The 26,994-nt window shown below is 65.5% G+C and carries 24 protein-coding genes and 1 riboswitch; of the genes, 16 read left to right on the forward strand and 8 right to left on the reverse strand.

The genetic code is table 11. The features are described 5' to 3' along the window. Positions 1-192: 192 nt before the first annotated feature. Both ABQY74_RS10325 and trxB read right to left on the reverse strand, forming a co-directional pair. The gene (locus ABQY74_RS10325) at positions 193-1,311 is read right to left on the reverse strand and encodes a GNAT family N-acetyltransferase (protein WP_102584542.1); all 1,119 of its coding nucleotides are present in this window, start codon (positions 1,309-1,311) and stop codon (positions 193-195) included. 60 nt (positions 1,312-1,371) lie between these two features. Beyond that, positions 1,372-2,340 (reverse strand): thioredoxin-disulfide reductase, encoded by a 969-nt coding sequence (gene trxB / locus ABQY74_RS10330; protein WP_016901755.1) that lies wholly within the window; start codon positions 2,338-2,340, stop codon positions 1,372-1,374. A gap of 283 nt (positions 2,341-2,623) precedes the next feature. Here trxB and ABQY74_RS10335 point away from each other — a divergent pair, with 283 nt between their 5' ends. The 5 genes from ABQY74_RS10335 to crcB all read left to right on the forward strand — a co-directional run bounded on the left by ABQY74_RS10335 (position 2,624) and on the right by crcB (position 9,860). Then, positions 2,624-4,981: a DNA translocase FtsK gene (locus tag ABQY74_RS10335; RefSeq protein WP_104590920.1), complete on the forward strand. Its 2,358-nt coding sequence runs from the start codon at positions 2,624-2,626 to the stop codon at positions 4,979-4,981. Between the two features lie 180 nt (positions 4,982-5,161). Further along, on the forward strand, positions 5,162-7,087 hold the full coding sequence (locus ABQY74_RS10340; protein WP_349791309.1) for a DUF3857 and transglutaminase domain-containing protein: 1,926 nt from the start codon (positions 5,162-5,164) through the stop codon (positions 7,085-7,087). A 107-nt stretch (positions 7,088-7,194) separates the two neighbouring features. Continuing rightward, positions 7,195-7,824 (forward strand): outer membrane lipoprotein chaperone LolA, encoded by a 630-nt coding sequence (gene lolA / locus ABQY74_RS10345; protein WP_016901760.1) that lies wholly within the window; start codon positions 7,195-7,197, stop codon positions 7,822-7,824. A gap of 159 nt (positions 7,825-7,983) precedes the next feature. Beyond that, entirely contained in the window at positions 7,984-9,273 is a 1,290-nt protein-coding gene (locus tag ABQY74_RS10350; protein WP_349792217.1) for a replication-associated recombination protein A, read from the forward strand. A 2-nt stretch (positions 9,274-9,275) separates the two neighbouring features. Further along, positions 9,276-9,344, forward strand: a riboswitch (Fluoride riboswitch). 114 nt (positions 9,345-9,458) lie between these two features. Next, positions 9,459-9,860 (forward strand): fluoride efflux transporter CrcB, encoded by a 402-nt coding sequence (crcB, locus tag ABQY74_RS10355; RefSeq protein WP_039527322.1) that lies wholly within the window; start codon positions 9,459-9,461, stop codon positions 9,858-9,860. 119 nt (positions 9,861-9,979) lie between these two features. On the opposite strand, the gene ABQY74_RS10360 is transcribed toward crcB, so the two are convergent. The 4 genes from ABQY74_RS10360 to ABQY74_RS10375 form a co-directional block, all read right to left on the reverse strand. Beyond that, positions 9,980-10,147, reverse strand: a complete 168-nt coding sequence (locus ABQY74_RS10360; RefSeq protein ID WP_349791311.1) for a hypothetical protein — start codon at positions 10,145-10,147, stop codon at positions 9,980-9,982. 39 nt (positions 10,148-10,186) lie between these two features. After that, on the reverse strand, positions 10,187-11,392 hold the full coding sequence (locus ABQY74_RS10365; protein WP_024940117.1) for an acetyl-CoA C-acyltransferase: 1,206 nt from the start codon (positions 11,390-11,392) through the stop codon (positions 10,187-10,189). Positions 11,393-11,554: 162 nt separating this feature from the next. Next, positions 11,555-13,927: a 3-hydroxyacyl-CoA dehydrogenase/enoyl-CoA hydratase family protein gene (locus ABQY74_RS10370; protein ID WP_349791313.1), complete on the reverse strand. Its 2,373-nt coding sequence runs from the start codon at positions 13,925-13,927 to the stop codon at positions 11,555-11,557. Positions 13,928-13,952: 25 nt separating this feature from the next. Continuing rightward, positions 13,953-14,585 (reverse strand): TetR family transcriptional regulator, encoded by a 633-nt coding sequence (locus ABQY74_RS10375; protein ID WP_349791315.1) that lies wholly within the window; start codon positions 14,583-14,585, stop codon positions 13,953-13,955. Between the two features lie 217 nt (positions 14,586-14,802). Here ABQY74_RS10375 and ndk point away from each other — a divergent pair, with 217 nt between their 5' ends. From ndk to glp, 8 genes are all read left to right on the forward strand, one after another. Next, positions 14,803-15,228: a nucleoside-diphosphate kinase gene (gene ndk, locus ABQY74_RS10380; RefSeq protein ID WP_024940120.1), complete on the forward strand. Its 426-nt coding sequence runs from the start codon at positions 14,803-14,805 to the stop codon at positions 15,226-15,228. Between the two features lie 18 nt (positions 15,229-15,246). Further along, complete coding sequence (gene rlmN / locus ABQY74_RS10385) at positions 15,247-16,452, forward strand: 23S rRNA (adenine(2503)-C(2))-methyltransferase RlmN (RefSeq protein WP_372470081.1); 1,206 nt, start codon at positions 15,247-15,249, stop codon at positions 16,450-16,452. 10 nt (positions 16,453-16,462) lie between these two features. After that, positions 16,463-17,251 (forward strand): type IV pilus biogenesis/stability protein PilW, encoded by a 789-nt coding sequence (gene pilW / locus ABQY74_RS10390; protein ID WP_349792219.1) that lies wholly within the window; start codon positions 16,463-16,465, stop codon positions 17,249-17,251. Further along, complete coding sequence (locus ABQY74_RS10395) at positions 17,248-18,108, forward strand: RodZ domain-containing protein (RefSeq protein WP_349791319.1); 861 nt, start codon at positions 17,248-17,250, stop codon at positions 18,106-18,108. Before pilW ends, ABQY74_RS10395 begins: the two co-directional genes overlap by 4 nt. Positions 18,109-18,178: 70 nt before the next feature. After that, on the forward strand, positions 18,179-18,817 hold the full coding sequence (locus tag ABQY74_RS10400; RefSeq protein WP_349791321.1) for a tetratricopeptide repeat protein: 639 nt from the start codon (positions 18,179-18,181) through the stop codon (positions 18,815-18,817). Beyond that, positions 18,817-20,034: an outer membrane protein assembly factor BamB gene (gene bamB / locus ABQY74_RS10405; protein ID WP_039521550.1), complete on the forward strand. Its 1,218-nt coding sequence runs from the start codon at positions 18,817-18,819 to the stop codon at positions 20,032-20,034. The genes ABQY74_RS10400 and bamB overlap by 1 nt, the downstream gene beginning before the upstream one ends. A 10-nt stretch (positions 20,035-20,044) precedes the next feature. Beyond that, a complete protein-coding gene (der, locus tag ABQY74_RS10410) occupies positions 20,045-21,442 on the forward strand; it encodes a ribosome biogenesis GTPase Der (protein WP_016904421.1) in 1,398 nt (465 codons plus the stop codon). 173 nt (positions 21,443-21,615) lie between these two features. Beyond that, positions 21,616-22,836 carry a gephyrin-like molybdotransferase Glp gene (gene glp / locus ABQY74_RS10415; protein WP_349791323.1) on the forward strand — a complete coding sequence of 407 codons (1,221 nt, stop codon included), beginning with the start codon at positions 21,616-21,618 and terminating at the stop codon, positions 22,834-22,836. A gap of 231 nt (positions 22,837-23,067) precedes the next feature. On the opposite strand, the gene moeB is transcribed toward glp, so the two are convergent. Further along, positions 23,068-24,210, reverse strand: a complete 1,143-nt coding sequence (gene moeB / locus ABQY74_RS10420; protein WP_349791325.1) for a molybdopterin-synthase adenylyltransferase MoeB — start codon at positions 24,208-24,210, stop codon at positions 23,068-23,070. A 104-nt stretch (positions 24,211-24,314) separates the two neighbouring features. Here moeB and ABQY74_RS10425 point away from each other — a divergent pair, with 104 nt between their 5' ends. The 3 genes from ABQY74_RS10425 (at position 24,315) to ABQY74_RS10435 (ending at position 26,157) form a co-directional block, all read left to right on the forward strand. After that, positions 24,315-24,530, forward strand: coding sequence for a hypothetical protein (locus ABQY74_RS10425; protein ID WP_016904861.1), 216 nt, complete (start codon positions 24,315-24,317; stop codon positions 24,528-24,530). A 574-nt stretch (positions 24,531-25,104) separates the two neighbouring features. Beyond that, entirely contained in the window at positions 25,105-25,683 is a 579-nt protein-coding gene (locus tag ABQY74_RS10430) for a DUF4142 domain-containing protein (protein ID WP_166773535.1), read from the forward strand. A 48-nt stretch (positions 25,684-25,731) separates the two neighbouring features. After that, positions 25,732-26,157 carry a hypothetical protein gene (locus ABQY74_RS10435; protein ID WP_349791327.1) on the forward strand — a complete coding sequence of 142 codons (426 nt, stop codon included), beginning with the start codon at positions 25,732-25,734 and terminating at the stop codon, positions 26,155-26,157. An 89-nt stretch (positions 26,158-26,246) separates the two neighbouring features. Here ABQY74_RS10435 and ABQY74_RS10440 read toward each other — a convergent pair whose 3' ends face one another. Continuing rightward, a complete protein-coding gene (locus tag ABQY74_RS10440; RefSeq protein WP_349791329.1) occupies positions 26,247-26,990 on the reverse strand; it encodes an OBAP family protein in 744 nt (247 codons plus the stop codon). Positions 26,991-26,994 lie beyond the last annotated feature (4 nt).

The raw sequence follows: 26,994 nt of genomic DNA on the forward strand, positions 1-26,994 counted from the left end.
GGCATGCGACGGTCCGCGGGTGTGGTCGACACGCGTTGCGGCATGCGTCCGCGAGCACCGCGGTGCTGGGCGCGTAGTTCGCACTCGCCAGACGAGTGTTCTCTGGGTGGATTTGGCCGCCTTGCTCCGACGTCCCCAATACGCCCGGCCGGCGATCAGCTGCGACTGTGCCCTGCGTCGCCGCCGCGCGGCTCAGTCGCGAAACGGGCTGTGCTCGGACAACTCGTGTGCATGCCGGGCCACCGCCTGGCGCTCGTCGGCGCACCATTGCGCCAGCGGCTCGCGGAAGCCGGGGTCGGCGATCCAGTGACGGCTGCGGACCAGTGTCGGCAGGAAGCCGCGCGCGATCTTGTGCTCGCCTTGCGCGCCGGGCTCGAAGCGGGCCAGGCCCTCGCGCAGGCAGTATTCGATGCCCTGGTAGTAGCAGGTTTCGAAATGCAGCCCCGGAAGGGCTTCGCCGCCCCAGTAACGCCCGTACAGTGTGTCGCGCCCGCGCAGGCAGAGCGCGCCGGCGATCGGTTGCCCCTCCAGCTCGGCCAGAAACATCACCAGCTGGCGCGGCAGGTGCCGGGCCAGGTGATGCAGGAATTCCGGCGTCAGCGCGGGCGAGTTGCCGTATTCGTTGAAGGTCTTGAGATAGAAGCCATACATCGCCTCCAGGTCGGCGTCGCTGGCTTCATCGCCATGCACCACGCGCAACTGCACGCCGGCCCGCTGCACCTTGGCGCGCTCCTGGCGGATGTTCTTGCGCCGCTTGTGGTCCATCGCCGCCAGGAAGCTTTCGAAATCGCTCCAGCCGCTGGCGTTGTGCCAGTGGTACTGCAGATCGTTGCGCTCCAGCCAGTCGGCGTCGAAGGCGGTGTCTTCGTCGGCCGGGTGGAAGTTGACGTGCGCCGACGACAGCCCGCTGCGCTCCACCAGCGTGCGCATCGCCGCGAGCAACTGCGGGCGCCAGCGCGGTGCGCCCAGCAGGCGAGGGCCGGTCACCGGCGAGTAGGGCACCCCGCACAGCCACTTGGGGAAGTACTCCTGCCCGTAGCGCGCGTAGGCGTGCGCCCAGGCGTGGTCGAACACGAACTCGCCATGCGAGTTGTTCTTCAGGTATCCCGGCGCGGCGGCGACCAGCGTGTCGCCATCCCATAGCGTCAGGTGCAGCGGGTTCCAGCCCCAGTCCGGGCGCAGGCAGCCCTCCTGCTCCAGGCCTTCCAGGAACGCGTAAGAAATGAATGGGTGCGCGCCGTCGTGCAGCGCGTCCCAGGCACCGGCCGGAAGCTCGTCCAGCCGGCGGCACCAGCGGGCGGTGACGCTCATGCGCACGGCCCGCTGGTATCGGCGCTTCCCGCGCGGCGCGGCCGGCGGTCAGCAGCCACCTCAGGCGCTCTTGTCGAGGTAGCGCTCGGCATCCAGCGCGGCCATGCAGCCGAAGCCGGCCGAGGTGATCGCCTGACGGTAGTGCTGGTCGGCGACGTCGCCGGCCGCGAACACGCCGGCCACCGAAGTCTCGGTCGCCGCGCCGTTGAGGCCGGAGCGGATTTCCAGGTAGCCATTGTTCATCGCCAGCTGGCCGTCGAACAGTTGCGTGTTGGGGTGATGGCCGATGGCAACGAAGAAGCCGTGCGCGACGATCTCGCGGGTGCTGCCGTCGAGGGTGGACTTGACCCGCACGCCGGTGACGCCGGCATCGTTGCCCAGCACTTCATCGATGGCGTGGTGCCAGACGGTTTCGATCTTGCCGGCGGCGACCTTGGCGAACAGCTTGTCCTGCATGATCTTTTCGGCGCGCAGCGTATCGCGGCGGTGCACCAGGTAGACCTTGCGGGCGATGTTGGACAGGTACAGCGCTTCTTCGACCGCAGTATTGCCGCCGCCGACCACCACCACGTCCTGGTCCTTGTAGAAGAAGCCGTCGCAGGTGGCGCAGGCGGACACGCCGCGGCCCTTGAAGGCTTCCTCGCTGGGGATGCCCAGGTATTTGGCGGTGGCGCCGGTGGAGATGATCAGTGCGTCGCAGGTGTATTCGGCACCGTCGCCGGTCAGCCGGAACGGGCGCTGCGACAGGTCGGCGGTGTGGATGTGGTCGAAGATCACCTCGGTCTCGAAGCGCTCGGCATGCGCCTGCATGCGGCTCATCAGGTCCGGGCCCATCAGGCCGTGGGGGTCGCCCGGCCAGTTGTCGACTTCGGTGGTGGTCATCAGCTGGCCGCCTTGCTGCAGGCCGGTGATCACCACCGGCTTGAGGTTGGCGCGGGCGGCGTAGACCGCGGCGGTCCAGCCGGCCGGGCCGGAGCCCAGGATCAACAGGCGGGAATGCTTGGCGGGACTGGCAGAAGAGGCGCTCATGTATACTCGCGATCTAGGAATTGGCAGGGCAGACGAGTGAATTCGCGCCCCTGTGGCGGCATAGAGTGGCGGTCCCCACCCGGTGAATCAAGGCGGCGCGATGGAACTGCTTGAACCGCAGATGGCATGGTCCACCCAGTACGCGTAATCGACGCCGCCCCGTGCGGCGTTTTTTGTTGACCATCGCATGCCCGCGCAGGCGAGGCGCATGCAACAGCTGAAACCGTGGCCTCAGTCGTTTATTATCAACCACTAACAGCATTTTTCTAAGGTCTGGCTACAGGTGGCAAAGCAGGTTCCCGAACGCAGCAAGCCCGCTGAGGGCAAGACGTCCTCGCGCAAGACAGCGGTGGCGGACAATCCGCGTCGGCAAAAGCTCTGGCGCGATCTGGCATTGATCGCGGTGGCGCCGCTGCTGCTGTATCTGCTGGCCAGCCTGTTCACCTATTCGAGCGCTGATCCGGGCTGGTCGCAGACCGGCAGCGTGGTGGCGCCAGTGCACAACATGGGCGGCCGCGTCGGCGCCTGGACGGCCGACGTGCTGCTGCAGTTGTTCGGTTATGTGGCCTTCCTGCTGCCGGTGGTACTGGGCGCGGTGGCCTGGATCGCCTTGTTCGGCATGGACAAGGAAGGGCAGGCCGAAGCCGATCTGGGGCCGGCATTGCGGCTGGTCGGCATGGTGGGCTTTCTGATCGCCTCGACCGGCTTCCTGCATCTGCGCCTGTTCAATGGCGACGTGGCCGCCGCCGGCGGGATCCTGGGGCGGTTGGTCAGCAATTCGCTGAGCGCCGGGTTCGGGGCCCTGGGCGCCAACCTGTTCGTGCTGGTGCTGCTGCTGGTGTCGATCACCCTGGCCACCGGCCTGTCGTGGTTCGCGGTGATGGAGCGCATCGGCACCTGGGTGCTGGCGCTGGGGCCGCTGATGCAGCGCAAGACCCATCAGGCCACCGAGTGGCAGCAGACCCGCGTGATGCGCGAAGAGCGCGAGGAAGTGCGCAAGGTCGATGCGGTCAAGCAGGCCAAGCGCGAGCCGGTCAAGATCGAGCCGCCGCCGGCACCGGTGGTGGAGAAGAGCGAGCGCGCCAAGCGCGATACCCAGATCCCAATGTTCCAGGGCGTGAGCACCGACGGCTCCGACCTGCCGCCGCTGGCCCTGCTGGACGACCCCAAGCCGCAGGCCAAGGGGTATTCGGAAGAGACGCTGGAGACGCTGTCGCGGCAGATCGAGTTCAAGCTCAAGGATTTCCGCATCGAGGCGCAGGTGGTCGGGGCCTATCCGGGTCCGGTGATCACCCGCTTCGAGATCGAGCCTGCGCCCGGCATCAAGGTCAGCCAGATCAGCTCGCTGGACAAGGACATCGCGCGCGGGCTGTCGGTCAAGTCGGTGCGCGTGGTCGACGTGATTCCGGGCAAGTCGGTGGTCGGCTTGGAGATCCCCAACGTCACCCGCGAGATGATCTTCCTGTCCGAGCTGCTGCGCTCCAAGGAATACGACAAGTCGGCCAGCCCGCTGACGCTGGCCCTGGGCAAGGACATCGCCGGGCGCCCGACGGTGGCCGACCTGGCGCGCATGCCGCACTTGCTGGTGGCCGGTACCACTGGCTCGGGCAAGTCGGTGGCGGTCAATGCGATGGTGCTGAGCCTGCTGTTCAAGGCCTCGCACAAGGAACTGCGGATGCTGATGATCGACCCGAAGATGCTCGAACTGAGCGTCTATCAGGGCATCCCGCATCTGCTGGCGCCGGTGGTCACCGACATGAAGGAGGCCGCCAATGGCCTGCGTTGGTGCGTGGCCGAGATGGAGCGCCGCTACAAGCTGATGAGCGCGGTGGGCGTGCGCAACCTGGCCGGCTTCAACAAGAAGATCAAGGACGCCATCGACGCCGGCCAGCCGATGATGGACCCGCTGTTCAAGCCCAACCCCGAGTTGGGCGAGGCGCCGCGTCCGCTGGAGACGCTGCCGTTCATCGTGATCTTCATCGACGAATTCGCCGACATGATGATGATCGTCGGCAAGAAGGTCGAAGAGTTGATCGCGCGCCTGGCGCAAAAGGCGCGTGCGGCCGGTATCCATCTGATCCTGGCCACGCAGCGGCCGTCGGTGGACGTGATCACCGGCCTGATCAAGGCCAATATCCCGACCCGCGTGGCGTTCCAGGTCAGCTCCAAGATCGACTCGCGCACCATCCTGGACCAGTCCGGCGCCGAAGCGCTGCTGGGCAATGGCGACATGCTGTATCTGCCGCCAGGCACCGCGCTGCCGGACCGCGTGCATGGCGCCTTCGTCAGCGACGAGGAAGTGCATCGGGTGGTCGAGCATCTCAAGGCCAGCGGGCCGGTGTCCTACGTCGAGGGCGTGCTGGACGAAGTGCAGACCATGGGCGATGGCACCGTGGTCGGTGCGACCGGCTTGCCGGAAAGCAGCGGTGGCGGTGGCGACGAGTCCGACCCCTTGTACGACGAGGCCTTGCGCATCGTCACCGAAACCCGGCGTGCCTCGATCTCCGGCGTGCAGCGGCGCTTGAAGATCGGCTACAACCGCGCCGCACGCCTGATCGAAGCGATGGAAGCGGCCGGCGTGGTCAGCCCGCCCGAGCACAATGGCGATCGCACCGTGCTGGCACCGCCGCCGCCCAAGTAATCGGCGGCCGGTAACGCGGCGCGTATCGGCTTGGCCGTGGCGCCGCGTTCCGGGCTTGTTCGGATTGCGTATGCGTAGACGCGTGGATGCGGCGATGTTGGAGGCCGGTGCCTGACGCTGCGGCGCACACCGGCTACCCTGTTGCACGAGGGCTGCTCCGGCCCGCCGCGATCAAGACCCATGCTGCGTCGTTCCGTGCTGCTGTTGCTGCTGCTGATCTCATTGCCGTTGCTGGCCCAGGCCGAGCAACAGGCCGCGCCCGCCGCCGCTGCGGCGCGCACGCAGGCCGACACCAACTACAGCTTCGTGCGCTATCGCGCCGACTATGAAGTGCGTGCCGATGCCAGCAGCGTGGAAACCGACGAGTACGAGATCCTGCTCAAGACCAAGTCGGCAGTGGAGCAGTTCAGCCAGGTGCGGCTGAGCTACAGCGAGAAGATGGAAACCCTGGAGGTGCTGCAGGCCTACACCGTCACCGCCGAAGGACTGCGCCAGGACGTGGCGCCCGACAAGATCTACACCCAGGAAAGCTATTCCAGCGCAGCGGCGGCGATGTATGCCGATCGCAAGGTCAAGGTGGTGGTGTTCCCGAATCTGGCGCCGGGCGCGCGCATCGTCTATCGCGTGCGGCGTGCGCAGAACACCCCGTACTTCCCCGGTTATTTCAGCCTGTGGGAGACCTTCAGCGTGTTCGCGCAATACGACGATGCGGTGGTCACGCTGGTGGCGCCGAAGGCATTGCCGATGCATTTGTCGGTGCGCGGCTTGCAGGGCGGGACCAAGCCGGTGGTGCGTGGCGATCAGGCGCGCTGGGAGTGGCGCTATCAGCGCACCACGCCGATGAAGAACCAGAACTGGAGCGCGGCGACCTGGGAGTTCAGCCCCACCTTGATGGCCAGCACCTTCGACAGCTGGGCGCAGATGGGCCTGGCCTATCACGTCAAGGGCGGCCGCGCCGCTGCGGTGACGCCGGCGATCCAGTCGCTGGCCGACGAGGTGACCCGCGGCATCGACGCGCCGCGGGCGCAGGCCGCTGCGCTGTACGCGTGGGTGGCGCGCAATATCCGCTATGTGGCGGTGTACCTGGGCAATGGCGGACTGGAGCCCAACAGCGCCGACAGCATCCTGGCCAACCACTATGGCGACTGCAAGGATCACACCGTGATCCTGGAAGCCTTGCTGGCGGCCAAGGGCATCGCCAGCACCCCCGTGCTGATCGGTGCCGAAGGCGGGCCGACGCTGCCGCCGATCCCGGTGCTCGGCCGCTTCAATCACGCCATCACCTATATTCCGGCGTTCGATCTGTATATGGATTCGACCAACCCCTACGCGCGCTTCGGCCAGTTGCCGGCCGGCGACCTCGGGGCGCCGGTGGTGCATACGCTGGACGGCAAGGTCACGCATACCCCGCCCAACGACCGCAAGGTCAACCGCTACGTCGCGCGTACCGAGTACCGCTTTACCCCGCAGGGCGGGCTGCACGGCCTGACCACGCTCGACAGCGGACAGACCGGCGAGGTGGGGCTGCGTGCGATGTTCGTGCAGCTCAATGCGCAGAACCGCAATCGCATCGAGGAGTCGATCATTGCGCAGTCCGGCTTCGATGGCACCGGCGATCTGTTGATCCAGGGCGACCCGCTGGATCTGGATGCGCCGTTCAACTATCGCTACACGTTCCAGGCCGAGGATGCGGTGGATTTTTCGGTGGTCGGCGGCATGACCTTGCCCGATATGCCCGGTGCCGAATCCACCCGAGGCATCTATACGACCACCTCGGCCGACGACAACCTGACCCCGTTCTACTGCAACGACAGCGTGCGCGAAGAGACCTATGTGGTGAGCTTCCCGGCGACGGTGCCGATCATCGCAATTCCGCGCAGCAGCCGCTTTCGCAATGCCGCTGGCGAGTACGCGGTCGAGTGGACGCGCCAGGGCCAGACGGTGACGGCGGTGCATCGCCTGCAACGCGCGGCAGTACGTGGGCCGCAGGCGCTGTGTCAGCCGCAGGATTACCGCGCGTTTCGCGAGCTCTACCAGCAGGTGCGGCGCGGCTTTCGCGGGCAGATCGTGTATGGCGATCTGTCCAGGGTGCAGACGGCGCAGTGAGATGGGCTAGCTGGCGGCGGCCGCGATCTGAACGCCTTGTGCGATAGCGCTCGCCCATTCATCCATGAAGTATCAGAATTCACGCATACCCTTTCTGGAACATCGCGATGCATCGCCAGCTCCGTTATGCCGTTCTTGCCACCGCCCTGTTCGCCGGCACCGCGTTTGCCGGTGCGCGCCAGGAGCTGGACACGTTCACGCGCGGCCTGAAAGGCCTGGACGGGCAGTTCAGCCAGCAGGTCTCCGATGCCAATGGCCGGGTCAAGGAGCGCGCGAGCGGGCGGGTGGCATTGTCGGCGCCGCGCCAGTTCCGTTGGGAATACGCCAAGCCCTACAAGCAGCTGATCGTGGCCGACGGCAAGAAGGTGTGGGTGTTCGACCCGGACCTGGAGCAGGTGACCGTGCGTGCGCAGGGCAGCGAAGAACAGAACAGCCCACTGGTTGCATTGATCGACCCGGCGCGCCTGGACAAGCAATACGACGTCAGCGAAGAAGCGGCGCCACGTGACGGACTGCAGTGGCTGTCGCTGACGCCCAAGGTCGACACCGAAGCCAGTTTCCAGATGGCCTCGCTGGGGTTCGGCAAGGATGGCCTGGCCAGGATGGAAGTGGTGGATGCGGTCGGCCAGCGCACCGCGATCAGCTTCAGCGGCTGGAAGCGCAACCCGGCATTCGCCGCCGACACCTTCCGCTACACGCCGGGCAAGGGTGTGGACGTGGTCGGCGACGCGCAGTAAGCCGTTGCTTGCAGGAGTCGTGCAGCCAACGGCCGTGTTCGCAGAAGGTCGTTGGCTGACGCGATACAATGCCGCGTGGCACGAACCAAGCTCCCCATCACTCCCGAAGCCGATCTGCTTAGCGTAGACGGCGAGCATCTGCGCCCGCTTGCCGAGCGCATGCGTCCGCGCACCCTCGACGAGATGGTCGGGCAGAAGCGACTGCTCGCGCCCGACAGCGCATTGCGACGCGCGGTGGAATCCGGCCGTGTGCATTCGATGATCTTGTGGGGCCCGCCCGGCTGTGGCAAGACCACCCTGGCGCTGCTGCTGGCGCATTACGCCGACGCCGAATTCAAGGCGATCTCGGCAGTGCTGTCGGGTTTGCCCGAGGTGCGCCAGGTGCTGGCCGAGGCTGCGCAGCGCTTCGCCGGCGGGCGCCGCACGGTGTTGTTCGTCGATGAGGTGCATCGCTTCAACAAGGCGCAGCAGGACGCGTTCCTGCCGCATATCGAACGCGGCACGATCCTGTTCGTCGGCGCGACGACCGAAAATCCCTCGTTCGAACTGAATTCGGCATTGTTGTCACGCTGCCGCGTGCACGTGCTGGAAGGCGTTTCTCCGCAGGACATCGTCGAGGCCTTGCAACGTGCGCTGCATGATCCAGAGCGCGGGCTGGGGCAGGAGAGTATCCAGGTCAGCGATGCCTCGCTGCTGGAAATTGCCAGCGCGGCCGACGGCGACGTGCGCCGCGCATTGACCCTGCTGGAGATCGCCGCGGAACTGGCAGGCGGCGAGGGTGGCGAGATCACCCCGCAGACGCTGCTGCAGGTGCTGGCCGACCGCACGCGTCGTTTCGACAAGAACGGCGAGCAGTTCTACGACCAGATCTCGGCGCTGCACAAATCGGTGCGCAGTTCCAACCCCGATGCTGCGCTGTACTGGCTCACGCGCATGCTCGACGGCGGCTGCGACCCGGCCTATCTGGCACGGCGGCTGACCCGCATGGCGATCGAGGACATCGGCCTGGCCGATCCGCGCGCGCAGAGCATGGCGCTGGAAGCCTGGGACATCTACGAGCGTCTGGGCAGCCCGGAGGGCGAGCTGGCGTTCGCGCAACTGGTGCTGTATCTGGCCAGCACCGCCAAGTCCAATGCCGGCTATGCCGCCTTCAACCAGGCCAAGGCCGAGGTGCGCGCCACCGGCACGCAGGAGGTGCCGCTGCATCTGCGCAACGCGCCGACCAAGCTGATGAAGACGCTGGGCTACGGGCAGGACTATCAGTACGACCACAACGCCGAAGGCGGGATCGCGCTGGACCAGACCGGCTTTCCGGATGCGATGGGCGAGCGGGTCTATTACAACCCGGTGCCGCGCGGGCTGGAGATCAAGCTCAAGGAAAAGCTCGATCGCCTGCGCGCCGCGCGCGAACAGGCGCGGGCTGACAAGGGCGGCAAGCCCACGGCATAATCGGCCGCATAGGAGATGGCATTCCTCCTTGAACCGCACGCACCCTGCGCGCTGATGATGCCTGCCCACCCCCGCCGGGGCGGCAGGTCTGTGCCCCGGCATCTCTTCTTGCTCAGAAAACCGGATGATGCCGACATGCACGACACCTTGTTGAAATCCCCTTCGGCCGCCTGCGGAGTGCGCGCATGAACGCACCGGTGTGGTGGCAGCAATTGCTGCTGGCGATGACCGGCGGTGCGCTGGGTTCCGGCCTGCGCTTTGCCATCGGTGCCTCGTTGCTGCAGCGCTTCGGCAACGGATTTCCGTGGGGCACGCTGACGGTGAATCTGCTCGGCTCGTTCGTCGCCGGCGTGCTGCTGGTCTGGCTGGATGCGCGCGGCCCGGCGAGCTGGCCGCTGCGGGCCTTGCTGATCGTCGGCGTGATCGGCGGGCTGACCACGTTCTCCTCGCTGATGATGGAATGCCTGGTGTTCGCACGCACGGATCGGTCCGCGATGATCGGCGTGTATCTGGCCATCACGCTGGTGGCCGGACTGGCGCTGGTGTTCGCCGGTGCGCGTACCGGCCAGTGGCTGGTGACGCGTTAGGCGCAGCTCTGCCGTGTAATCGCAGCAGTGAAGCCAAGGCCGGGATGCGGCGGCGTTGCGCGCGTAGCGCCACGCCGACGATCGAATGGCTGGCATGTGTTGGCGCCGCCGGGCGACGGTCAATGTGCGATCAGGAGCCCATGCTCGGACGCGACGCCTGGCCGCGTGCCTGTCGGGCGCGCCGACGGATGCATGATGTCGCTGGCATTCGCTGACGACCGTTTGCACTGGCGCATAAAAAAGGCGTGCTTGCGCACGCCCTGATTGATCGACAGCTTGGTCAGCACTGCGAGATCGGCCCGGCGGCCGATCCCGCAGTACATGACTTACAGCGCTTCGATGATGCCCGCCGCGCCCATGCCGGTGCCGATGCACATGGTGACCATGCCGTACTTCTGCTGACGACGGCGCAGGCCGTGCACCAGGGTGGCGGCACGGATCGCACCGGTGGCGCCCAGCGGGTGGCCCAGAGCGATGGCGCCGCCGAGCGGGTTGACCTTGGACGGATCCAGTTCGCTGTCGCGGATCACCGCCAACGCCTGGGCGGCGAAGGCTTCGTTGAGCTCGATCCAGTCGATCTGGTCCTTGGTCAGGCCGGCCTGCTTGAGCGCCTTGGGAATCGCCGCGATCGGGCCGATCCCCATCACTTCCGGACGCACACCGGCCACCGAGAAGCTGACAAAGCGCGCCAGCGGGGTGAGGCCGTAATCCTTGATCGCCTGCTCGGAGGCCAGCAGCACCGCACCGGCGCCGTCGCTCATCTGCGAGGAGTTGCCGGCGGTGACGCTGCCGCCGAACTGGCCGTTGCGGAACACCGGGCGCAGCTTGGCCAGGCCTTCGAGCGAGCTGTCCGGGCGCGGGCCTTCATCGGTGTCGACCAGCCGCTTGCGCAGCGCGATGACATTGCCGGCCAGGTCGGGCTGGTGCGACAGGATTTCGTACGGAGTGATTTCGTCGCGGAATTCGCCGGCGGCAATGGCGGCAATCGCCTTCTGGTGCGAAGCGAGCGCGAATGCATCCTGATCCTCGCGCGAGACCTTCCATTCCTCGGCCACTTTCTCGGCGGTGATGCCCATGCCGTAGGCGATCGCGACATGGTCGTCGGCAAAGACGTTCGGCGACATGGCGACCTTGTTGCCCATCATCGGCACCATCGACATCGACTCGGTACCGCCGGCCAGCATCAGGTCGGCATTGCCCAGACGGATCTGGTCGGCGGCCATCGCCACGGCCTGGATGCCGGACGAACAGAAACGATTGATGGTCTGGCCGGCCACGCTATTGGGCAGGCCGGCGAGCAGCACGCCGATGCGCGCCACGTTCATGCCTTGCTCGCCCTCGGGCATCGCGCAGCCGATGATGGCATCGTCGATCCGCGACAGATCGATGCCCGGCGCCTGCGCCACCACCGCACGCAGCACGTGCGCCAGCATGTCGTCGGGACGGGTATTGCGGAACACGCCCTTGGGCGCCTTGCCGACCGGCGTACGGGTGGCGGCGACGATGTAGGCTTCTTGAATCTGTTTGCTCATGGCTATCTCCGATAGCCGGGATTGGGGAGTCGGGATTAGGGATTCGCAACAGCGGATCCTGATTCCTGAATGTTCCTGCCCGGCGGATGAATTTGGTGGAAGCGAGAATATTGGAGGGCAGGGGAGCCGCTGTTACGAATCCCCAATCCCAAATCCCGAATCTCAGTTCCTCAACGGCTTACCCGTCTTGAGCATGTGCCCAATCCGCGCCTGGGTCTTTTCCTGCTGGGCCAGTTCGACAAAGTGCTTGCGCTCCAGCTTGAGCAGCCATTCTTCGTCGACCAGTGCGCCGCGATCGACTTCGCCGCCGCACATCACCGTGGCGATGCGGGTAGCGATTTCATAGTCGTAGTCGCTGATGAAACGGCCTTCCAGCATGTTGACCAGCAGCATCTTGAAGGTGGCGATGCCGACGTCGCCGGCGACCTGGATGCGGCGTGCCGGCAGCGGGGCGCGGTAGCCGCCTTCGGCCAGTGCGCGCGCTTCGGCCTTGGCGATGTGCAGCGTCTCGAAGCTGTTGAACACCACCTTGTCGGTGGCGCGCAGCAGGCCCAGCTCCTTGGCATTGACCGCCGAATTGGAGACCTTGGCCATCGCGATGGTTTCGAAGGTCTTCTTCAGCTCGGCGAACACATCGCCGCCCGGACCTGCGGCCTGCGAGGCGCGCACGGCGATTTCCTTCAGGCCGCCACCAGCCGGCAGCAGGCCGACGCCGGCTTCGACCAGGCCGATGTAGCTTTCCAGCGAAGCCACGGTCTTGGCACTGTGCATCTGGAACTCGCAACCGCCGCCCAGCGCCAGCCCGCGCACGGCCGAAATCACCGGCACCTGCGCGTACTTGATGCGCTGGCTGGTGGCCTGGAAGTTGGCGACCAGCGCTTCGAATGCATCGACCTTGCCGGCCTGCAGCAGACCCAGCGCGCCGGCCAGATCGGCGCCGGCGGAGAAGGGCTCCTTCTGCTGCCAGATCACCAGCCCGGCGAAGTCCTTCTCGGCGCGGCCGACGACCTCCTGCAGACCGTTGAGTACGTGATCGGAGACGGTGTTCATCTTGGTCTTGAAGCTGACCACGGCGATGTCGTCGCCGTCATGCCACATGCGCACGCCGTCGTTTTCGAACACCGTCTCGCCCGGCGAGAACTGCTCGCCCAGCAGCGGATCGGGGAAGCGCTGGCGCTTGTACACCGGCAGTGCCGAGCGCGGCAACTTGGCATCGCGCGCCGGGCTGTACGAGCCTTCTGCCGCATGCACGCCATCGCGGCCGTCGAACACCCAGTTCGGCAGCGGCGCGCTGCTCATGCTCTTGCCGTTGGAGATGTCTTCGGCAATCCACTGCGCTACCTGCTTCCAGCCGGCGGCCTGCCAAGTCTCGAACGGGCCGAGCGACCAGCCGTAGCCCCAGCGGATCGCCAGATCCACGTCGCGCGCGGTTTCGGCGATATCGGCCAGGTGGTAGGCGCTGTAGTGGAACAGGTCGCGGAACGTGGCCCACAGGAACTGCGCCTGCGGGTGCTGGCTCTCGCGCAGTTTGGCGAACTTCTCGGCCGGGTTCTTGATCTTGAGGATCTCGACCACTTCCGGCGCCGCGCTGCGATCGGCGGTTCTGTAATCCTGCTTCTCCAGGTCGAGGACCACGATGTCCTTGCCGACCTTGCGGAAGATGCCGGCACCGACCTTCTGGCCGAGCGCGCCCTTGCCGATCAGCGCCTCCAGCCACTTGGGCGACTTGAAGTACTGGTGCCACGGATCGTCGGGCAGGGTGTCGCCCATGGTCTTGATCACGTGCGCCATGGTGTCCAGGCCGACCACGTCCGAGGTGCGGTAGGTCGCCGACTTCGGGCGCCCGACCAGAGGGCCGGTCAGCGCATCGACTTCATCGAAGCCCAAACCGAACTCGGCGGTGTGGTGGATGGTGGACAGGATCGAGAATACGCCGATGCGGTTACCGATGAAGTTCGGGGTGTCCTTCGCATACACCACGCCCTTGCCCAGCGTGGTGACCAGGAAGCTTTCCAGTCCTTCCAGCACGGCCTTGTCGGTGCCCTTGGCGGGAATCAGTTCGGCCAGGTGCATGTAGCGCGGCGGATTGAAGAAATGCACGCCGCAGAAGCGGTGACGCAACTGCTCGGGCAGCACGTCGGAGAGCTTGTTGATGCCCAGGCCCGAGGTATTGGAGGCCAGCACGGCGTGATCGGCCACGAACGGGGCGATCTTCTTGTACAGGTCCTGCTTCCAGTCCATGCGCTCAGCGATCGCTTCGATGATCAGGTCGCAATCGCGCAGCTGCTCCAGACCGCTTTCATAGTTGGCCGGCGTGATCGCCTCGGCCAGGGCCTTGCTGGCGAGCGGGGCAGGGCTGAGCTTGCCGAGGTTGGCGATGGCCTTGAGCACGATGCCGTCGGCAGGACCTTCCTTGGCAGGCAGGTCGAACAGCACGGTGTCGACACCGGCGTTGGTGAGGTGCGCGGCGATCTGCGCGCCCATGACGCCGGCACCGAGCACGGCAGCACGACGGACTAGCAACGGATTGGACATAGCGATGAGCCTTTGGTGTGAGCGACTACGGTGTGGAATGGGTACGGAAACCGGGTTCCGCAAAACGAATCAGTTCGCGCGCGGCGCGCGTGCGGTGGTCGGCCTCGCTGACCCCGGCCGGGCGCTTGATCAGTCCGAAATCGGCCATCGCATAGGTGAGCGCACCGGCGAGGAAGTCCAGGCGCCAGTACAGCTCTTCCTTGCTCAGGCCCGGCACGCAGGCAGCGATGGCCTTGCCGAACTCGCGCAGCACATGCCCGTAGTGGTCGGACAGGAACTTGCGCAGGTTGTCGTTCTTTTCGGCATAGGCGCGCGCAATCACCCGCACGAACGCGCCGCCACTCTGACGGTCCTGCGCCATTGCCAGGGCCGGCTCGACGAAGGCCGCCAGCACCGCGGTGAGTTCGCCCGGCTGTGACTTCCTGGCCGCCTCCAGTTGCTGCAGGCGCGCGGCGGTCATCTCGTCCATGCGGCGACGGAACACCTCGTTGACCAGATTTTCCTTGGAACCGAAGTGGTAATTGACCGCTGCAATATTGACGTCGGCCTGGGTGGTCAGCTGGCGCAGCGAGGTCCCGGCGAAGCCATGCTGGGCGAACAGCTCCTCGGCCGCGCCGAGGATGCGGTCCTTGGTGGAGAAGTGGGCGGGCTTGGGCATGCGCGGGGCGGAACTCAATCAAACGATTGTTTGAGTCTACGGGCAGGATGGCGCACCGGTCATGCGGCAACGCAGCACGATTCAGGGGCCGGTGTGCAAACGCAGCGATGAAGAGATAGAATTGACCATCGCAAAGAAGCCTAAGCCCGCGTTTTGACGCGGGTTTTTTTCATGATAATCTCGGGCCTTCAGTGGCCCGCCCAACGGAGATCCTCCCATGGCGCTGGAGCGCACCCTGTCCATCATCAAGCCCGACGCCGTTGCCAAGAACGTCATCGGCGAAATCTACAGCCGTTTCGAAAAGGCCGGCCTGAAGATCGTGGCATCCAAGTACAAGCAGCTGTCGCGTCGTGAAGCCGAAGGCTTCTATGCCGTGCACCGCGAGCGTCCGTTCTTCAACGCGCTGGTCGAGTTCATGATCTCCGGCCCGGTGATGATCCAGGCGCTGGAAGGCGAGAACGCCGTTGCCGCACACCGTGACCTGCTGGGCGCGACCAATCCCAAGGACGCTGCGCCGGGCACCATCCGCGCCGACTTCGCCGACTCGATCGATGCCAATGCCGCCCACGGCTCGGATTCGGTCGAGAACGCTGCCAACGAAGTTGCGTATTTCTTTGCCGCCACCGAAGTGGTCTCGCGCTGAGGCCGAGAGAGTCGAATCGTGAATGAGGTCGTGATCCCCTCCGTGCTGCAGGACGTCCCCGTCCGTACCCCGGAACTGCGCAAGCAGAACCTGCTCGACCTCGACCGCGAGGGACTGGAGCGCTTCTTCGCCGACACGCTCGGCGAGGCGCGCTACCGTGCCCATCAGGTGATGAAGTGGATCCACCATCGCTACGTCACCGATTTCGACCAGATGACGGACCTCGGCAAGGCGCTGCGTGCAAAGTTGCACCAGCACGGCGAGGTCCTCGTCCCGAATGTCGTGTTCGACAAACCCTCCACCGACGGGACCCACAAGTGGCTGCTGGCCATGGGCACCGACGGCAAGAACGCGATCGAAACCGTCTACATCCCCGACAAGGGCCGCGGCACGCTGTGCGTATCGTCCCAGGTCGGCTGTGGTCTGAACTGCACCTTCTGTTCGACCGCCACCCAGGGCTTCAACCGCAACCTCACCACCGCCGAGATCGTCGGGCAGGTGTGGGTGGCGGCGCGCCATCTGGGCAACGTACCGCACCAACAGCGCCGCCTCACCAACGTGGTGATGATGGGCATGGGCGAGCCGTTGATGAATTTCGACAACGTCGTGCGCGCCATGAGCGTGATGCGTGACGATCTGGGCTACGGCCTGGCCAGCAAGCGGGTGACACTGTCGACTTCGGGCCTGGTGCCGATGATCGACCGGCTCTCGACCGAAAGCGATGTCTCGCTGGCGGTCTCGCTGCACGCGGCCAACGACACGCTGCGCGAAAGCCTGGTGCCGTTGAACAAGAAATACCCGATCGCCGAGCTGATGGACTCCTGCGCGCGCTATCTGCGCGGCAACAAGAAGCGCGATTCGGTCACCTTCGAATACACCTTGATGAAGGGCATCAACGACCAGCCCGAGCATGCGCGCCAGCTGGCCAGGTTGATGCGTCAGTTCGACAATGCGGTGCAGTCCAAGGACGCCGGCAAGGTCAACCTGATCCCGTTCAATCCGTTCCCGGGCACGCGTTACGAGCGCTCGGGCGAGACCGAGATCCGTGCCTTCCAGAAGATTTTGCTCGACGCGCAAGTGCTGACGATGGTCCGGCGTACCCGTGGCGACGATATCGACGCCGCCTGCGGACAGCTCAAGGGGCAGGTCATGGACCGCACCCGTCGTCAGGCGGATTTCCTGCGCACCCTGGAAGGGCAGGCCGGTCGAGATGCGGCAGCGTGATCTAGCAGCCATGGCGGCCGTGGCGATCGCACTGTGCGCGGTCGGCTGCGGTGGTCGCAATGCCAAGGCGGGCTCGGTCCAGACGGTCGAGGAGGTCGCGCAGGTGCATTCGTTCCGCGACAGCGCCACGACAAAGAATCGTCTGGCGGTGCAGGAGAAGCTCGGCCTGGCCAATAATCGGCTGCAGACAGGCGACTACGCCGCTGCCGAAGAGCAGGTCCGTGCAGCCTTGAAGAAAGATCCCCAGTCGGTGGATGCCATTGGTCTATTGGCGCTGATTCAAGGCGTCAAGGGCGATGTCGCCGGCTCCGGCGCGTCATACCGCCGGGCCGCGGAACTTGCGCCGCAGCGCGGCGATGTCCTGAACAATTACGGCGCATGGTTGTGCGCGAACGGCTCGCCGGCCGAATCGCTGATCTGGTTCGATCGCGCCCTGACCGACAGAAACTACGCATCGCCAGCCTCCGCGTTGGGCAATGCAGGTGGCTGTGCACTCAAGGCGGGGCAGCCGCAGCGTGCGGCCGGCGACTTGCGCAAGGCGCTGGAACTGGATCCGCGGAATCCGTACGCACTCGAGTCGATGGCGCGCTCCGAAGCAACCAATCGCAATTATTTCGAAGCGCGCGCGTTTATTGAACGACGGCTTGCGGCTGCACCGGCAACCGCTTCCGTGTTACAACTCGCCATTCAGATTGAGCAAGGGCTAGGCGACAAGGTAGCTGCCAGCCGTTATCAACAGCGGTTGGTCAAGGAATTTCCTGACGCAGCGACCGCTAACCCCGGGGCCAATGCATTGTGATCAGTGATTCCAATCCGAACCCTTTCGAGCAGGAAAAGGGCTGCGGACAGCATTTGCGCGACGCGCGCGAAGCGGCAGGTCTGAGCGTGGACGATGTCGCCGGCAAGCTGCGCATGCCGGCGCGCGTGGTGCGCTCGCTGGAGCAGGAAGAGTGGCAACGCCTGGGTGCGCCGGTCTTTGTGCGCGGTCAGTTGCGCAGTTATGCGCGCTTGCTGCATGTGGACCTGGAGCCGCTATTGCAGCAGGCGGCGATTGCGCCGATCGAGCCGGTCAAGCTGGTCAGCCACACGCATACGCCGCGGGCGCGGCGCATCCTGGAAAGCACGGCGCGCAAGGCGATGTATGTGGTGATCACCGGTGTGTTCGCGGTGCCCGTGTGGTACGCGACCCGTTCGCATCTGGATGGCAAGGCGCCCAGCACGGTATCGCTGGACAGCATGCCGGAAGCGCCCGGGACCGGCACCCCGGCCAACGCTGCCACGCAGCCGGCCAGTGCGCCGCGCGAGCAGCCGGCGCCGTACATCGCGTCGATGACGCCGGTGCCGCGGGCCACGCCCGAGGTCGAGACCCCTACAGCGTCGGCCGCCAGTGGCGGCAGTTTGTCGTTGAGTTTCAGCGGCGACAGCTGGGTGCAGATTCTGGCACCGGATGGCAGCGCGGTCGAAAAAGCACTGGTGCGTGCCGGCGAGCGTCGCAGTTATTCGCCAGGGCAGGTGGGCCGCATCGTGCTGGGTAATGCGTCGGCGGTAGAGGTTCAGCAAGGCGGCAGTATCGTCGATGTGAAACCGTTCCAGCGCGCTAACGTGGCCCGTTTTGCGGTATCCTCCGACGGCTCCGTGGTACCTGCTTCCGAGTGAAGCGGACTGCGGTTTTTCATTTTTCCCTATTGATGTTCCGCGCCTCCGGGATGACGGAGCGAGAGTACGCATGGCGATCGACGATCTGCTGGACGAACACGAACAAGGCGAACGCGTTCGTTCCTGGTTGAGAAAGAATGGCGCAGGGCTGGTAGGCGGCGTCGTTGTGGGCCTGGCCCTGATCCTGGGCTGGCAGTGGTGGCAGAAGCACACCGCCACCCAATCGGTGGAAGCCAATACCCGTTACGAAGCGGTGGTCAAGTCCATCCAGGGCAAGGACCTGGACAAGGCGGCCAAGGACATCGTGGCGCTCGATGACGGCAAGGGCAGTGTCTACGCCGAACTTGCTGCATTGCGTCTGGCCAAGGCCCAGGTGGATGCCGGCAAGCATGCCGAAGCGATCAAGACCCTGCGCGACGTGCCTGCTGAAGGCGAGCTCAAGCAGATCGTTCAGCAGCGCCTGGCGCGCGTGTTGACCGAAAGCGGCAAGCCGGACGAAGCGATCAAGCTGCTGGCCGATGCGCAGGACCACACCAGCCTGGAGATCCGCGCCGATGCGCTGGTCGTGCAGGGCAAGCCGGATGAGGCGCGTGCGCTCTACGCCAAGGCCCTGACCACGGTGGACGTGGCCTCGCCGCAGCGCCGTTTGCTGGAAACCAAGCTGATGGATGTGGGCGGCAAGGTGCCCGATCCGGCGGAGCAGATTTGATGAAGCAGGTTGATATGTACAAGCGCATTGCATTGATCGCCCTGATGGGCGTGTCGCTGGCCGGTTGCAGCACCGTCAAGGGCTGGTTCGCCGGGAAGGACGCTGCTGCCAAGAAGGCGCAGGAACCTGCCGAGCTGGTCAAGTTCGAGCCGTCGGTCAAGGTCGACAAGATCTGGTCCACCGGCGTGGGCAAGGGCGAAGGCCATATCGGCGTGCGCCAGCGTCCAGCGGTGGCCGATGGCAAGGTGTACGCCGCGGCGATCACCGGCGGCGTACAGGCGCTGGACCTGCAGACCGGCAAGCGCGTGTGGGAATACAAGCCCAAGAAGGAAGAGCGTAACGATCGCAAGTTCAAGCAGCGCCTATCCGGTGGTCCCGGCGTTGGCGAAGGCCTGGTGGTAATCGGCACGCTGTCTGGCGACGTGATTGCGCTGAACCAAGCCGATGGCACCGAAAAATGGCGTGCCAAGGTGCCGAACGAAGTCATCGCCGCACCGGCGATTGCACAGAACCTTGTGTTGGTGCGCAGCAACGATGGTCGCGTCAGTGCCTTCGACGCGGCTACCGGCGAGCGCCGCTGGTTCCATGCCGAAGAAGGCCCGACCCTGTCGGTGCGCGGCAATGCGCCGATCGTGACCGGCCCGGGCGTGCTGTTCGTCGGCAACGACAGCGGCACCTTGAGCGCCCTGGCGCTGCAGGACGGCCGCCCGTTGTGGGAGCAGGCGATCGGCGTGCCGGAAGGCCGCACCGAGCTGGAGCGCATGGCCGATGTGGACGGTGCCCCGGTACTCGACGGCACCACGCTGTATGCGACCAGCTTCAAGAACGAAACCCTCGCACTGGAAGGCCCGAGCGGCCGTCCGCTGTGGACGCGCGATCACGGCGGAGCCGGTGGCGTTGGCGTGTCGTCGGCGGTGGTGGTGGTGTCCGACAACGCCGGCTCGGTCTGGGGCCTGGACAAGAGCAGCGGTGCGGCGATGTGGTCGCAGGCCGCGCTGGCGCGTCGCTCCCTGACCGGCGTAGCTATCCAGGGCGATTACGCTGTGGTCGGCGATTACAAGGGCTATCTGCACTGGCTGAAACTCAGCGACGGTGCACTGGCCGCGCGCGCTCGCGCTGGACGCGACACGCTGCTGGCGCAGCCGATCGTCGTGGACGGCATTCTGTTGGTACAAAACACCGATGGCGATATCACCGCCTTCCGGTTGGCACAATAAGGACTTCGCGATGCTGCCCCTGGTCGCCCTGGTCGGACGGCCCAATGTCGGCAAGTCCACCATCTTCAATGCGCTGACGCGCACCCGTGACGCGCTGGTCCACGACCAGCCCGGCGTCACCCGCGACCGTAACTACGGGGTCTGTCGTCTCGACGAGGAACGCCCGTTCATCGTCGTCGATACCGGCGGTATCGCCGGCGACGAGGAAGGCCTGGCCGGCGCTACCGCGCGGCAGGCCCGTGCCGCTGCCGGCGAAGCCGATCTTGTGCTGTTCGTGGTCGATGGCCGCGAAGGTGCTTCCTCGCTGGATGACGAGATCCTGGCCTGGCTGCGCAAGCTGGCGCGGCCGACCGTGCTGGTCATCAACAAGATCGACGGCACCGACGAGGAAACCGTGCGCTCGGAATTCGCGCGCTACGGTTTCTCCGATGTGGTGGCGTTGTCTGCCGCGCATCGGCAGGGCATCGACGAACTGCTTGAGGAAGTCGGCGCACGTCTGCCCGAGGAAGGTGCCGGCGAGCTGCTGGATACCGACCCGGCGCGTGTGCGCATCGCCTTCGTCGGCCGCCCAAACGTGGGCAAGTCGACGCTGGTCAATCGCCTGCTCGGCGAAGAACGCATGATTGCCTCGGAAGTGCCGGGCACCACGCGCGATTCGATCGCCGTGGACATGGACCGCGACGGGCGTCAGTACCGCTTGATCGATACGGCCGGCCTACGTCGCCGCGGCAAGGTCGAGGAGGCGGTGGAGAAGTTCAGCGCGTTCAAGACGCTGCAGGCGATCGAGCAATGCCAGGTCGCGGTGCTGATGCTGGATGCCGGTGAAGGCGTCACCGACCAGGACGCGACCATTCTGGGCGCCATCCTGGACGCTGGCCGCGCCCTGGTGGTGGCGATCAACAAGTGGGACGGGCAGAGCGACTACCAGCGTGCGCAGGCCGAAGACCTGCTATCGCGCAAGCTGGGCTTTGTCAGCTGGGCCGAGGCGGTACGGATTTCCGCGCTGCACGGCTCGGGCATGCGCGAACTGTTCCAGGCGATCCACCGTGCACACGCGTCGGCCACGCACGAGTTCAGCACCAGCGAAGTCAACCAGGCGCTGGAAATCGCCTACGAGACCAATCCGCCACCGAGCATCCGTGGTCACGTCTCCAAGCTGCGTTACGTGCATCCGGGTGGCGCCAATCCGCCCACCTTCATCGTGCACGGCACGCGCCTGAAGGTGCTGCCGGAGTCCTACAAGCGCTATCTGGAAAATTTTTTCCGCAAGCGCTTCAAGCTGGTCGGCACGCCGGTGCGTTTCATCTTCCGCGAAGGTGCCAATCCTTACGAGGGCAAGAAGAACACGCTCACCGAACGGCAGGTGGCGCGCAAAAGACGGTTGATGAAGCACGTCAAGGGCAAGTAAGCAGGGAACGGTGCGTGCCTGGGGAATGATCGTCAGGTGAGGTGGCCGCAGCGCCTGCAAGCGTGGTCGAGTGCCGCGAGCTACGCCAGGAAAGTGAAGTGACTCCTTCTGGCATCTGCACTGGCAGCGCCTGGCGTTCTGAGTCGTCGTGGTGCACTGGTATCCTGCGTGCCATGACCGACTATCCCTCCCGCATTCCCTATGCACAGGCGCTGCAGATCCTGCAGGCCGTCGCCGCCAATAGCCGTCCGCCCGACGAGAACATCGCCACCTCGCGTGCCGACGGGCGAATCAGCGCTGCCGATTTGATCGCACCGATCGCATTGCCGCCCTTTGCCAACAGCGCGATGGACGGCTTCGCGTTGCGGCATGCCGATGTCGCTGGCGGCGATGCGGCGTTGCAGCTGGTCGGCGAACAGTTCGCTGGCGAACGTTGGACCGGCACGCTGAGCGCCGGCCAATGCCTGCGCATCACCACCGGTGCACCGCTGCCCGATGGCGCCGACACAGTGATCCCGAAAGAGGATGCGCAGGAACGCGATGGCGTGGTGCGTTTCCATAGCATGCCTGCGCCGGGTGCGGCGGTGCGTCAGGCCGGCAGTGACGTGCGCGCGGGCGATCTGGTGGTACAGAGTGGCCAGGTGTTGACGCCTGCGCGGATCGGACTGGCGGCTGCGCTCGGTCTGTCGCGGCTTGCGGTGGCGCCGCGGCCGACCATTGCGGTGCTGGCCACCGGCGATGAGCTGGTGGAGCCGGGCATGCCGTTGGGGCCGGGACAGATCTACAACAGCAACCGCGACATGCTGATGGCGCAGCTGCGCGCACTAGGCTACGCGCCGACCGCATGGCCAACCCTGCCGGACGATCCGCAACGCATCCGCACCATGCTGGAGGACGCGGCTGCGGCCTTCGACGTGGTGATCACCTGCGGCGGCGTCTCGGCGGGGGAAAAGGATTATCTGCCGCAGCTGATCGGCAAACTGGGCCGCATCCACTTCTGGCGCGTGCGCATGCGCCCGGGCATGCCGGCGGTGCTGGGCCAGATCGGCCGCTGCCTGGTGCTGGGCCTGCCGGGCAATCCGGTCTCGGTGCTGGCGACGCTGATCGCCTACGGCGTGCCGCTGCTGGATGGCCTGCAGGGACGTAGCGAGCCGCGCCCGCTGTGGCATGCAGCCCTGGCCAGTCCGTGGGAAAAACGCCACGAGCGCCTGGAGTTCCTGCGCGGGCGGCTGGAGTGCGGCGAAGACGGGCGTCTGACGGCGTTGCCGCATCGTGGTGATGCATCGCATCTGCTGCGTGGCGCGGCCGACAGCAATGCCTTGATCGTGTTGCCCGAGCAGGCACGGCGTTTCGAGGCGGGCGAGATCGTGCGGGTGATTCCTTACGCGCTCTGAGCGTTTGGTGCAGCACGCGCGACAGACAGCGGGGCCGCGCTCGCCGCCAGGCGGGCGCTATCGGCTGTACGCCGGTCCTTTCGCGCCTTCGACACTAAAAGCCGACGCTGCGCGAGCTGATGGCAACCACATGGAGGGCGCAGCCCGGTGTGGCAGACCGCCCCGTCCATGTCACACGCGGGAACGTGGCGTCTGGACGCGAGGCTGCAACCAGCACCGATCAGGCCGTTCTCAGCCGACGGCGCTGCCGCAGAACGCGGCGTAATCGGCATACCCGGTGAATGCGACACCGGGAGCACACACCGGGCAATGCGGGTCGGGCGGCAGCCGGATTTCGCGAAAGCGCATCGCCAATGCATCAAAGCTGAGCAAGCGCCCGGTGAGGGTCTCGCCGATGCCCAGCAGCAACTTGATCGCCTCGGTGGCCTGCAGCAATCCGATCACTCCGGGCAGCACGCCCAGCACGCCGGCTTCGGCGCAGCTTGGCGCAAATTCGGGCGGCGGTGGCTCGGGAAACAGGCAGCGATAGCACGGTGCATGGCCGCGCTTGCGGCCGGCATCGAATACGCTCAATTGCCCTTCGAACTGCTGTACCGCGCCGTAGACCAGCGGTTTGCCGATTTTGACGCAGGCATCGTTGAGCAGATAGCGCGCAGGAAAATTGTCGGCGCCGTCGACCACGACATCCACGTCCTTCAACAGGGCTTCGACATTGCCGGCAGTCACGCGTGCCTGCAGCGCCTCGACCTGCACGCGTGGATTGAGCGCGGCAATGCGCTGCGCGGCCGAGCTGACCTTGGCGACGCCGACGCTGTCTTCCACATGCAGGATCTGGCGCTGCAGATTGCTGCGGTCCACCACATCGTCATCGGCGATCCGCAGGTGGCCGACACCGGCGGCAGCCAGATAGAGCGCCGCCGGCGAGCCGAGACCGCCTGCACCGACCAGCAACACGCGCGAACGCGCCAGACGCTGCTGGCCTTCCAGACCGACCTGCGGCAGGCGCAGATTGCGCGAATAGCGCTCGAGAAAATCCTGCTCGTCGGGCGGCAGGGTAGGGCGCACCAAGGGAAGGCCGGCGCTGGTCCACGCGGCGGTGCCACCGAGCACCGAAGACACCTGCGTATAGCCGTGCGCGCGCAAGATCTCCGCCGTGTGTGCCGAGCGCTTGCCGCTCTGGCAGATCAGCACGATCTCGCGCGCCTGCTCCGACAGATGCTGTACGGGTGCGGCTTCCAGATCGTGTTGCGCAATCGCCAACGCGCCTTCGGCCTGGCCGCCGGCACGTTCGTGCAACTGCCGGATATCGATCAGCAAAGCGCCTTGCAGGGCGCGCAGGCGGGCGTCTGCGGGGGAGATGTGGTAGCTGCTCATGGCGTCATTGTCGCGCAAACACAGGCCGTGCGATGCACGGGATTGTCATGTTGGCATCAGGCTCACCAGCACGGCGGTAGCGTGGGCACACAAGGAGACCCTCAATGACACCCGATATCGACGCGCAATTGAAACAACTTGCCGACGCATTGCCTGATATTCGTCGCCAGCATCCGGACGATTTCTGGGATGTATTCCATGCACGTGCGGAGAAGATCACTGCTGCCGCAGAGTCGCAGGAGCAGGCGGCGCAAATCGTCAAACGCATCGACGAAATCCTGTCGGCGCATCAGTTGGGCCCTGCGGATCCCGGCGCCTGACCCAGCAGTCTTCGATGCGCGGGCGCTGTCGTAGCTCAGGTTGGCCTGCGCCCACTCCGCGTATCCATAACATCGACCGGCAGCAAGCTGGCGCAGCATTACGGTAGCGCCGGCTTGCCCTTGGCATCGCATAACGGTGCACGAAGGGATCCTGCATGGCACGCAGTCGCTGCATGCAATCGATTAGCGCATGGGGTCGGCCATCTCCGCAGATATGCGGATCGGTCGGCGTGGTAACGCTCGGCCTACTGCGACACCATTACGCCCGCCGTGCACGCGGCCGTTGTAAGCATATGCTTACAGCGCTTGATCGCAGCATCGGCGGTGCTGAGTGCTGGGTATTCCAAAGCAGTCTGACGGTCCCAACCATCTTCCGTCGGCGTAGGAGCCTGTTGCGCAACTTACCTGCACTATACGTAGCGCCGCGCCGAACAGGGACGCCACACCACCTTCACTCCATGTGAAACGCACTGCGGTGCAGCACCGTTTCCTCTCCGTCTTTCGACATCGGTACGACGATCGGGTCACGCAACCAGGTCCAGCATGGAGGCACACCCTCTGGCTGGAGATTTACATGAAAGTACGTCACCCGATGTTTGCGGCGCTGACCCTGTGTTTAGGCATCACCGCCGCTGCGCATGCGCAGAATGCAACGCAGGCCGGCATGCCCGCCACCACGCAGCAACAGGCGGGCAATAGCGCCCCGAGCGCGAAGGAGCGTGAGGCACTGGGCACCTTGAGCGCCATCAATACCAGTGAAATCAGTGCGGCCAATCTGGCGCTGCAGAAGCAGGTGCAAGGTGGCGTGCGCGACTATGCAATGCAGATGGTCAAGGAGCATACCGACAACAATCAGAAGCTGGCCAAGTGGTCGCCGGACCTGTCTGCTGCCGCTGCCAAGGCGCAGATGAGCAAGGGCAAGACCGAACTGGCGATGTTGCAGAAGCTCGATACCAAGGCCTTCGAGGCCGCGTACGTCACGGCAATGGTCAAGGACCACACCGATGCGCTGGCGGCGCTGGACAAGCAACTGATTCCTGCGGCCAAGACGGCACAGGTGCTGGCGCATCTGCAGACCACGCGCAGCCATGTCGCCGAGCATCTGGCGGCTGCCAAGACGCTGCAGGCCAGCAGCAAGGGTGCTGGGCGCTGAGGCATGCCTGGCTTGCCGGCAATACCGGTTGCCGTTGTTGAAGACCCGATGCTGCGGATACGTCGCCTGATCATCCTCGCAGAGCCGCACCAGATCCTGGATGCGTGGTGCGATGCCAATGTGCAGCGACGCATCCTGCGTGGAGTGGCGGAGCTGGTCGCTGGCGATGGGCATGCATCGCGCTGGGTGCCGCAGGCCACCTGGTGCCGGCGCGGTATTGTCGGGTTGCAGCGTGGTGAGGCGCGCCTGGGTGAATCGGTGCGTTACCAGGTTGATGGCGGTCGCGGCCTGCAGCTGGGCGTGTTGCTGCATGTGCAGACTGCGCCTGGATGCGAGGGCAGTTGTGTCACGTTGAGCCTGCAGGGTGCAGATGAGCGAGAGCGCGCTGGGCCATCGGTCGAGCGCATGCAGCGTGTCCGGCATCTGTGGATGGGCAAGGCGTTACGGCGCCTGCGTGACGGTATGGACGTGTGAGATCGCGTCCGCTAGGCAGCATCCTGTCGATGACTTCGAATACCTGGCCGCCCGATTGCAGTTGCAACGGGCGACCAGGTTTTGAGGATTCAGTGGGGTGAGGTGCTTGCGTCGACCACCCCGGGGATCGGTTCGGCATTGCCGAAGTGCGGCCGCAAGGCATCCACTCCGTGCTGCGGCCTGGCCAGCGGGGTCAGGTCCTGGCGATTGGCGCGACGTTGCGCCGTAGAGAACGTGGCCAGCTTGTCGCGCTGATCGATCAGCGGTTGCTGGACCTCGCCATCGCGATTGAACGACCAGGCCAGCATCGGCTCGCCCAGCGGCAATGCATCGCCCGCGGCGGTGCCGTTGCGCGAGTGCCAGGTCTTGCCATAGCTGTTGAGCTTGCTGCGCATCAGTTCTTTCTCCGCAACCAGCGGCAGGTTGGGCGCGGATAGCTGGCCCGACAGGATTTCGCCATTGTGCGGATGCCAGAAGCTACGCTCTTGCTGCGGCAACTGTGCGAACAGTTGTTCGGAAATGATGTACTCGATACCGGTCAGGTTGGCCTGATCGGTATTGCCGTCGTAGAGCGCGCATTGCGCCAGGTCTTCGTTGACCTGATGGCAGTAGTGATGCGCCTCCATCTGTACATCCGGTGCGTCTTTCATCGGATGGAAGCCCACCAGGTAGATGTCGAGCTTGCCGACCGGCCCGGTCGGTTGCAGGACCCTGGCGCCGGCTTCCAGCACATTGGTCTTGGCGCTTTCAGGCGCGCCCGGTGGGGTAACCGAAGGCGGGCTGCGCGAGCAGCCGGCGCACAGCAGGGCGATCCAGAGCGCGGACGGTCGCATGCGA

Origin of the sequence: Xanthomonas sp. WHRI 7064 (assembly GCF_040202355.2) — a bacterium.
Classification (GTDB): Bacteria; Pseudomonadota; Gammaproteobacteria; order Xanthomonadales; family Xanthomonadaceae; genus Xanthomonas; species Xanthomonas arboricola.

Bases quoted from the DNA above. Each gene is read 5' to 3' on its own strand.
- ABQY74_RS10325 (WP_102584542.1), bottom strand. From the start codon at position 1,311: ATGAGCGTCACCGCCCGCTGGTGCCGCCGGCTGGACGAGCTTCCGGCC.
- trxB (WP_016901755.1), bottom strand. From the start codon at position 2,340: ATGAGCGCCTCTTCTGCCAGTCCCGCCAAGCATTCCCGCCTGTTGATC.
- ABQY74_RS10340 (WP_349791309.1), top strand. From the start codon at position 5,162: ATGCTGCGTCGTTCCGTGCTGCTGTTGCTGCTGCTGATCTCATTGCCG.
- lolA (WP_016901760.1), top strand. From the start codon at position 7,195: ATGCATCGCCAGCTCCGTTATGCCGTTCTTGCCACCGCCCTGTTCGCC.
- ABQY74_RS10350 (WP_349792217.1), top strand. From the start codon at position 7,984: ATGCGTCCGCGCACCCTCGACGAGATGGTCGGGCAGAAGCGACTGCTC.
- crcB (WP_039527322.1), top strand. From the start codon at position 9,459: ATGAACGCACCGGTGTGGTGGCAGCAATTGCTGCTGGCGATGACCGGC.
- ABQY74_RS10365 (WP_024940117.1), bottom strand. From the start codon at position 11,392: ATGAGCAAACAGATTCAAGAAGCCTACATCGTCGCCGCCACCCGTACG.
- ABQY74_RS10370 (WP_349791313.1), bottom strand. From the start codon at position 13,927: ATGTCCAATCCGTTGCTAGTCCGTCGTGCTGCCGTGCTCGGTGCCGGC.
- ABQY74_RS10375 (WP_349791315.1), bottom strand. From the start codon at position 14,585: ATGCCCAAGCCCGCCCACTTCTCCACCAAGGACCGCATCCTCGGCGCG.
- ndk (WP_024940120.1), top strand. From the start codon at position 14,803: ATGGCGCTGGAGCGCACCCTGTCCATCATCAAGCCCGACGCCGTTGCC.
- pilW (WP_349792219.1), top strand. From the start codon at position 16,463: ATGGCGGCCGTGGCGATCGCACTGTGCGCGGTCGGCTGCGGTGGTCGC.
- ABQY74_RS10400 (WP_349791321.1), top strand. From the start codon at position 18,179: ATGGCGATCGACGATCTGCTGGACGAACACGAACAAGGCGAACGCGTT.
- bamB (WP_039521550.1), top strand. From the start codon at position 18,817: ATGAAGCAGGTTGATATGTACAAGCGCATTGCATTGATCGCCCTGATG.
- der (WP_016904421.1), top strand. From the start codon at position 20,045: ATGCTGCCCCTGGTCGCCCTGGTCGGACGGCCCAATGTCGGCAAGTCC.
- glp (WP_349791323.1), top strand. From the start codon at position 21,616: ATGACCGACTATCCCTCCCGCATTCCCTATGCACAGGCGCTGCAGATC.
- moeB (WP_349791325.1), bottom strand. From the start codon at position 24,210: ATGAGCAGCTACCACATCTCCCCCGCAGACGCCCGCCTGCGCGCCCTG.
- ABQY74_RS10425 (WP_016904861.1), top strand. From the start codon at position 24,315: ATGACACCCGATATCGACGCGCAATTGAAACAACTTGCCGACGCATTG.
- ABQY74_RS10430 (WP_166773535.1), top strand. From the start codon at position 25,105: ATGAAAGTACGTCACCCGATGTTTGCGGCGCTGACCCTGTGTTTAGGC.
- ABQY74_RS10435 (WP_349791327.1), top strand. From the start codon at position 25,732: ATGCTGCGGATACGTCGCCTGATCATCCTCGCAGAGCCGCACCAGATC.
- ABQY74_RS10440 (WP_349791329.1), bottom strand. From the start codon at position 26,990: ATGCGACCGTCCGCGCTCTGGATCGCCCTGCTGTGCGCCGGCTGCTCG.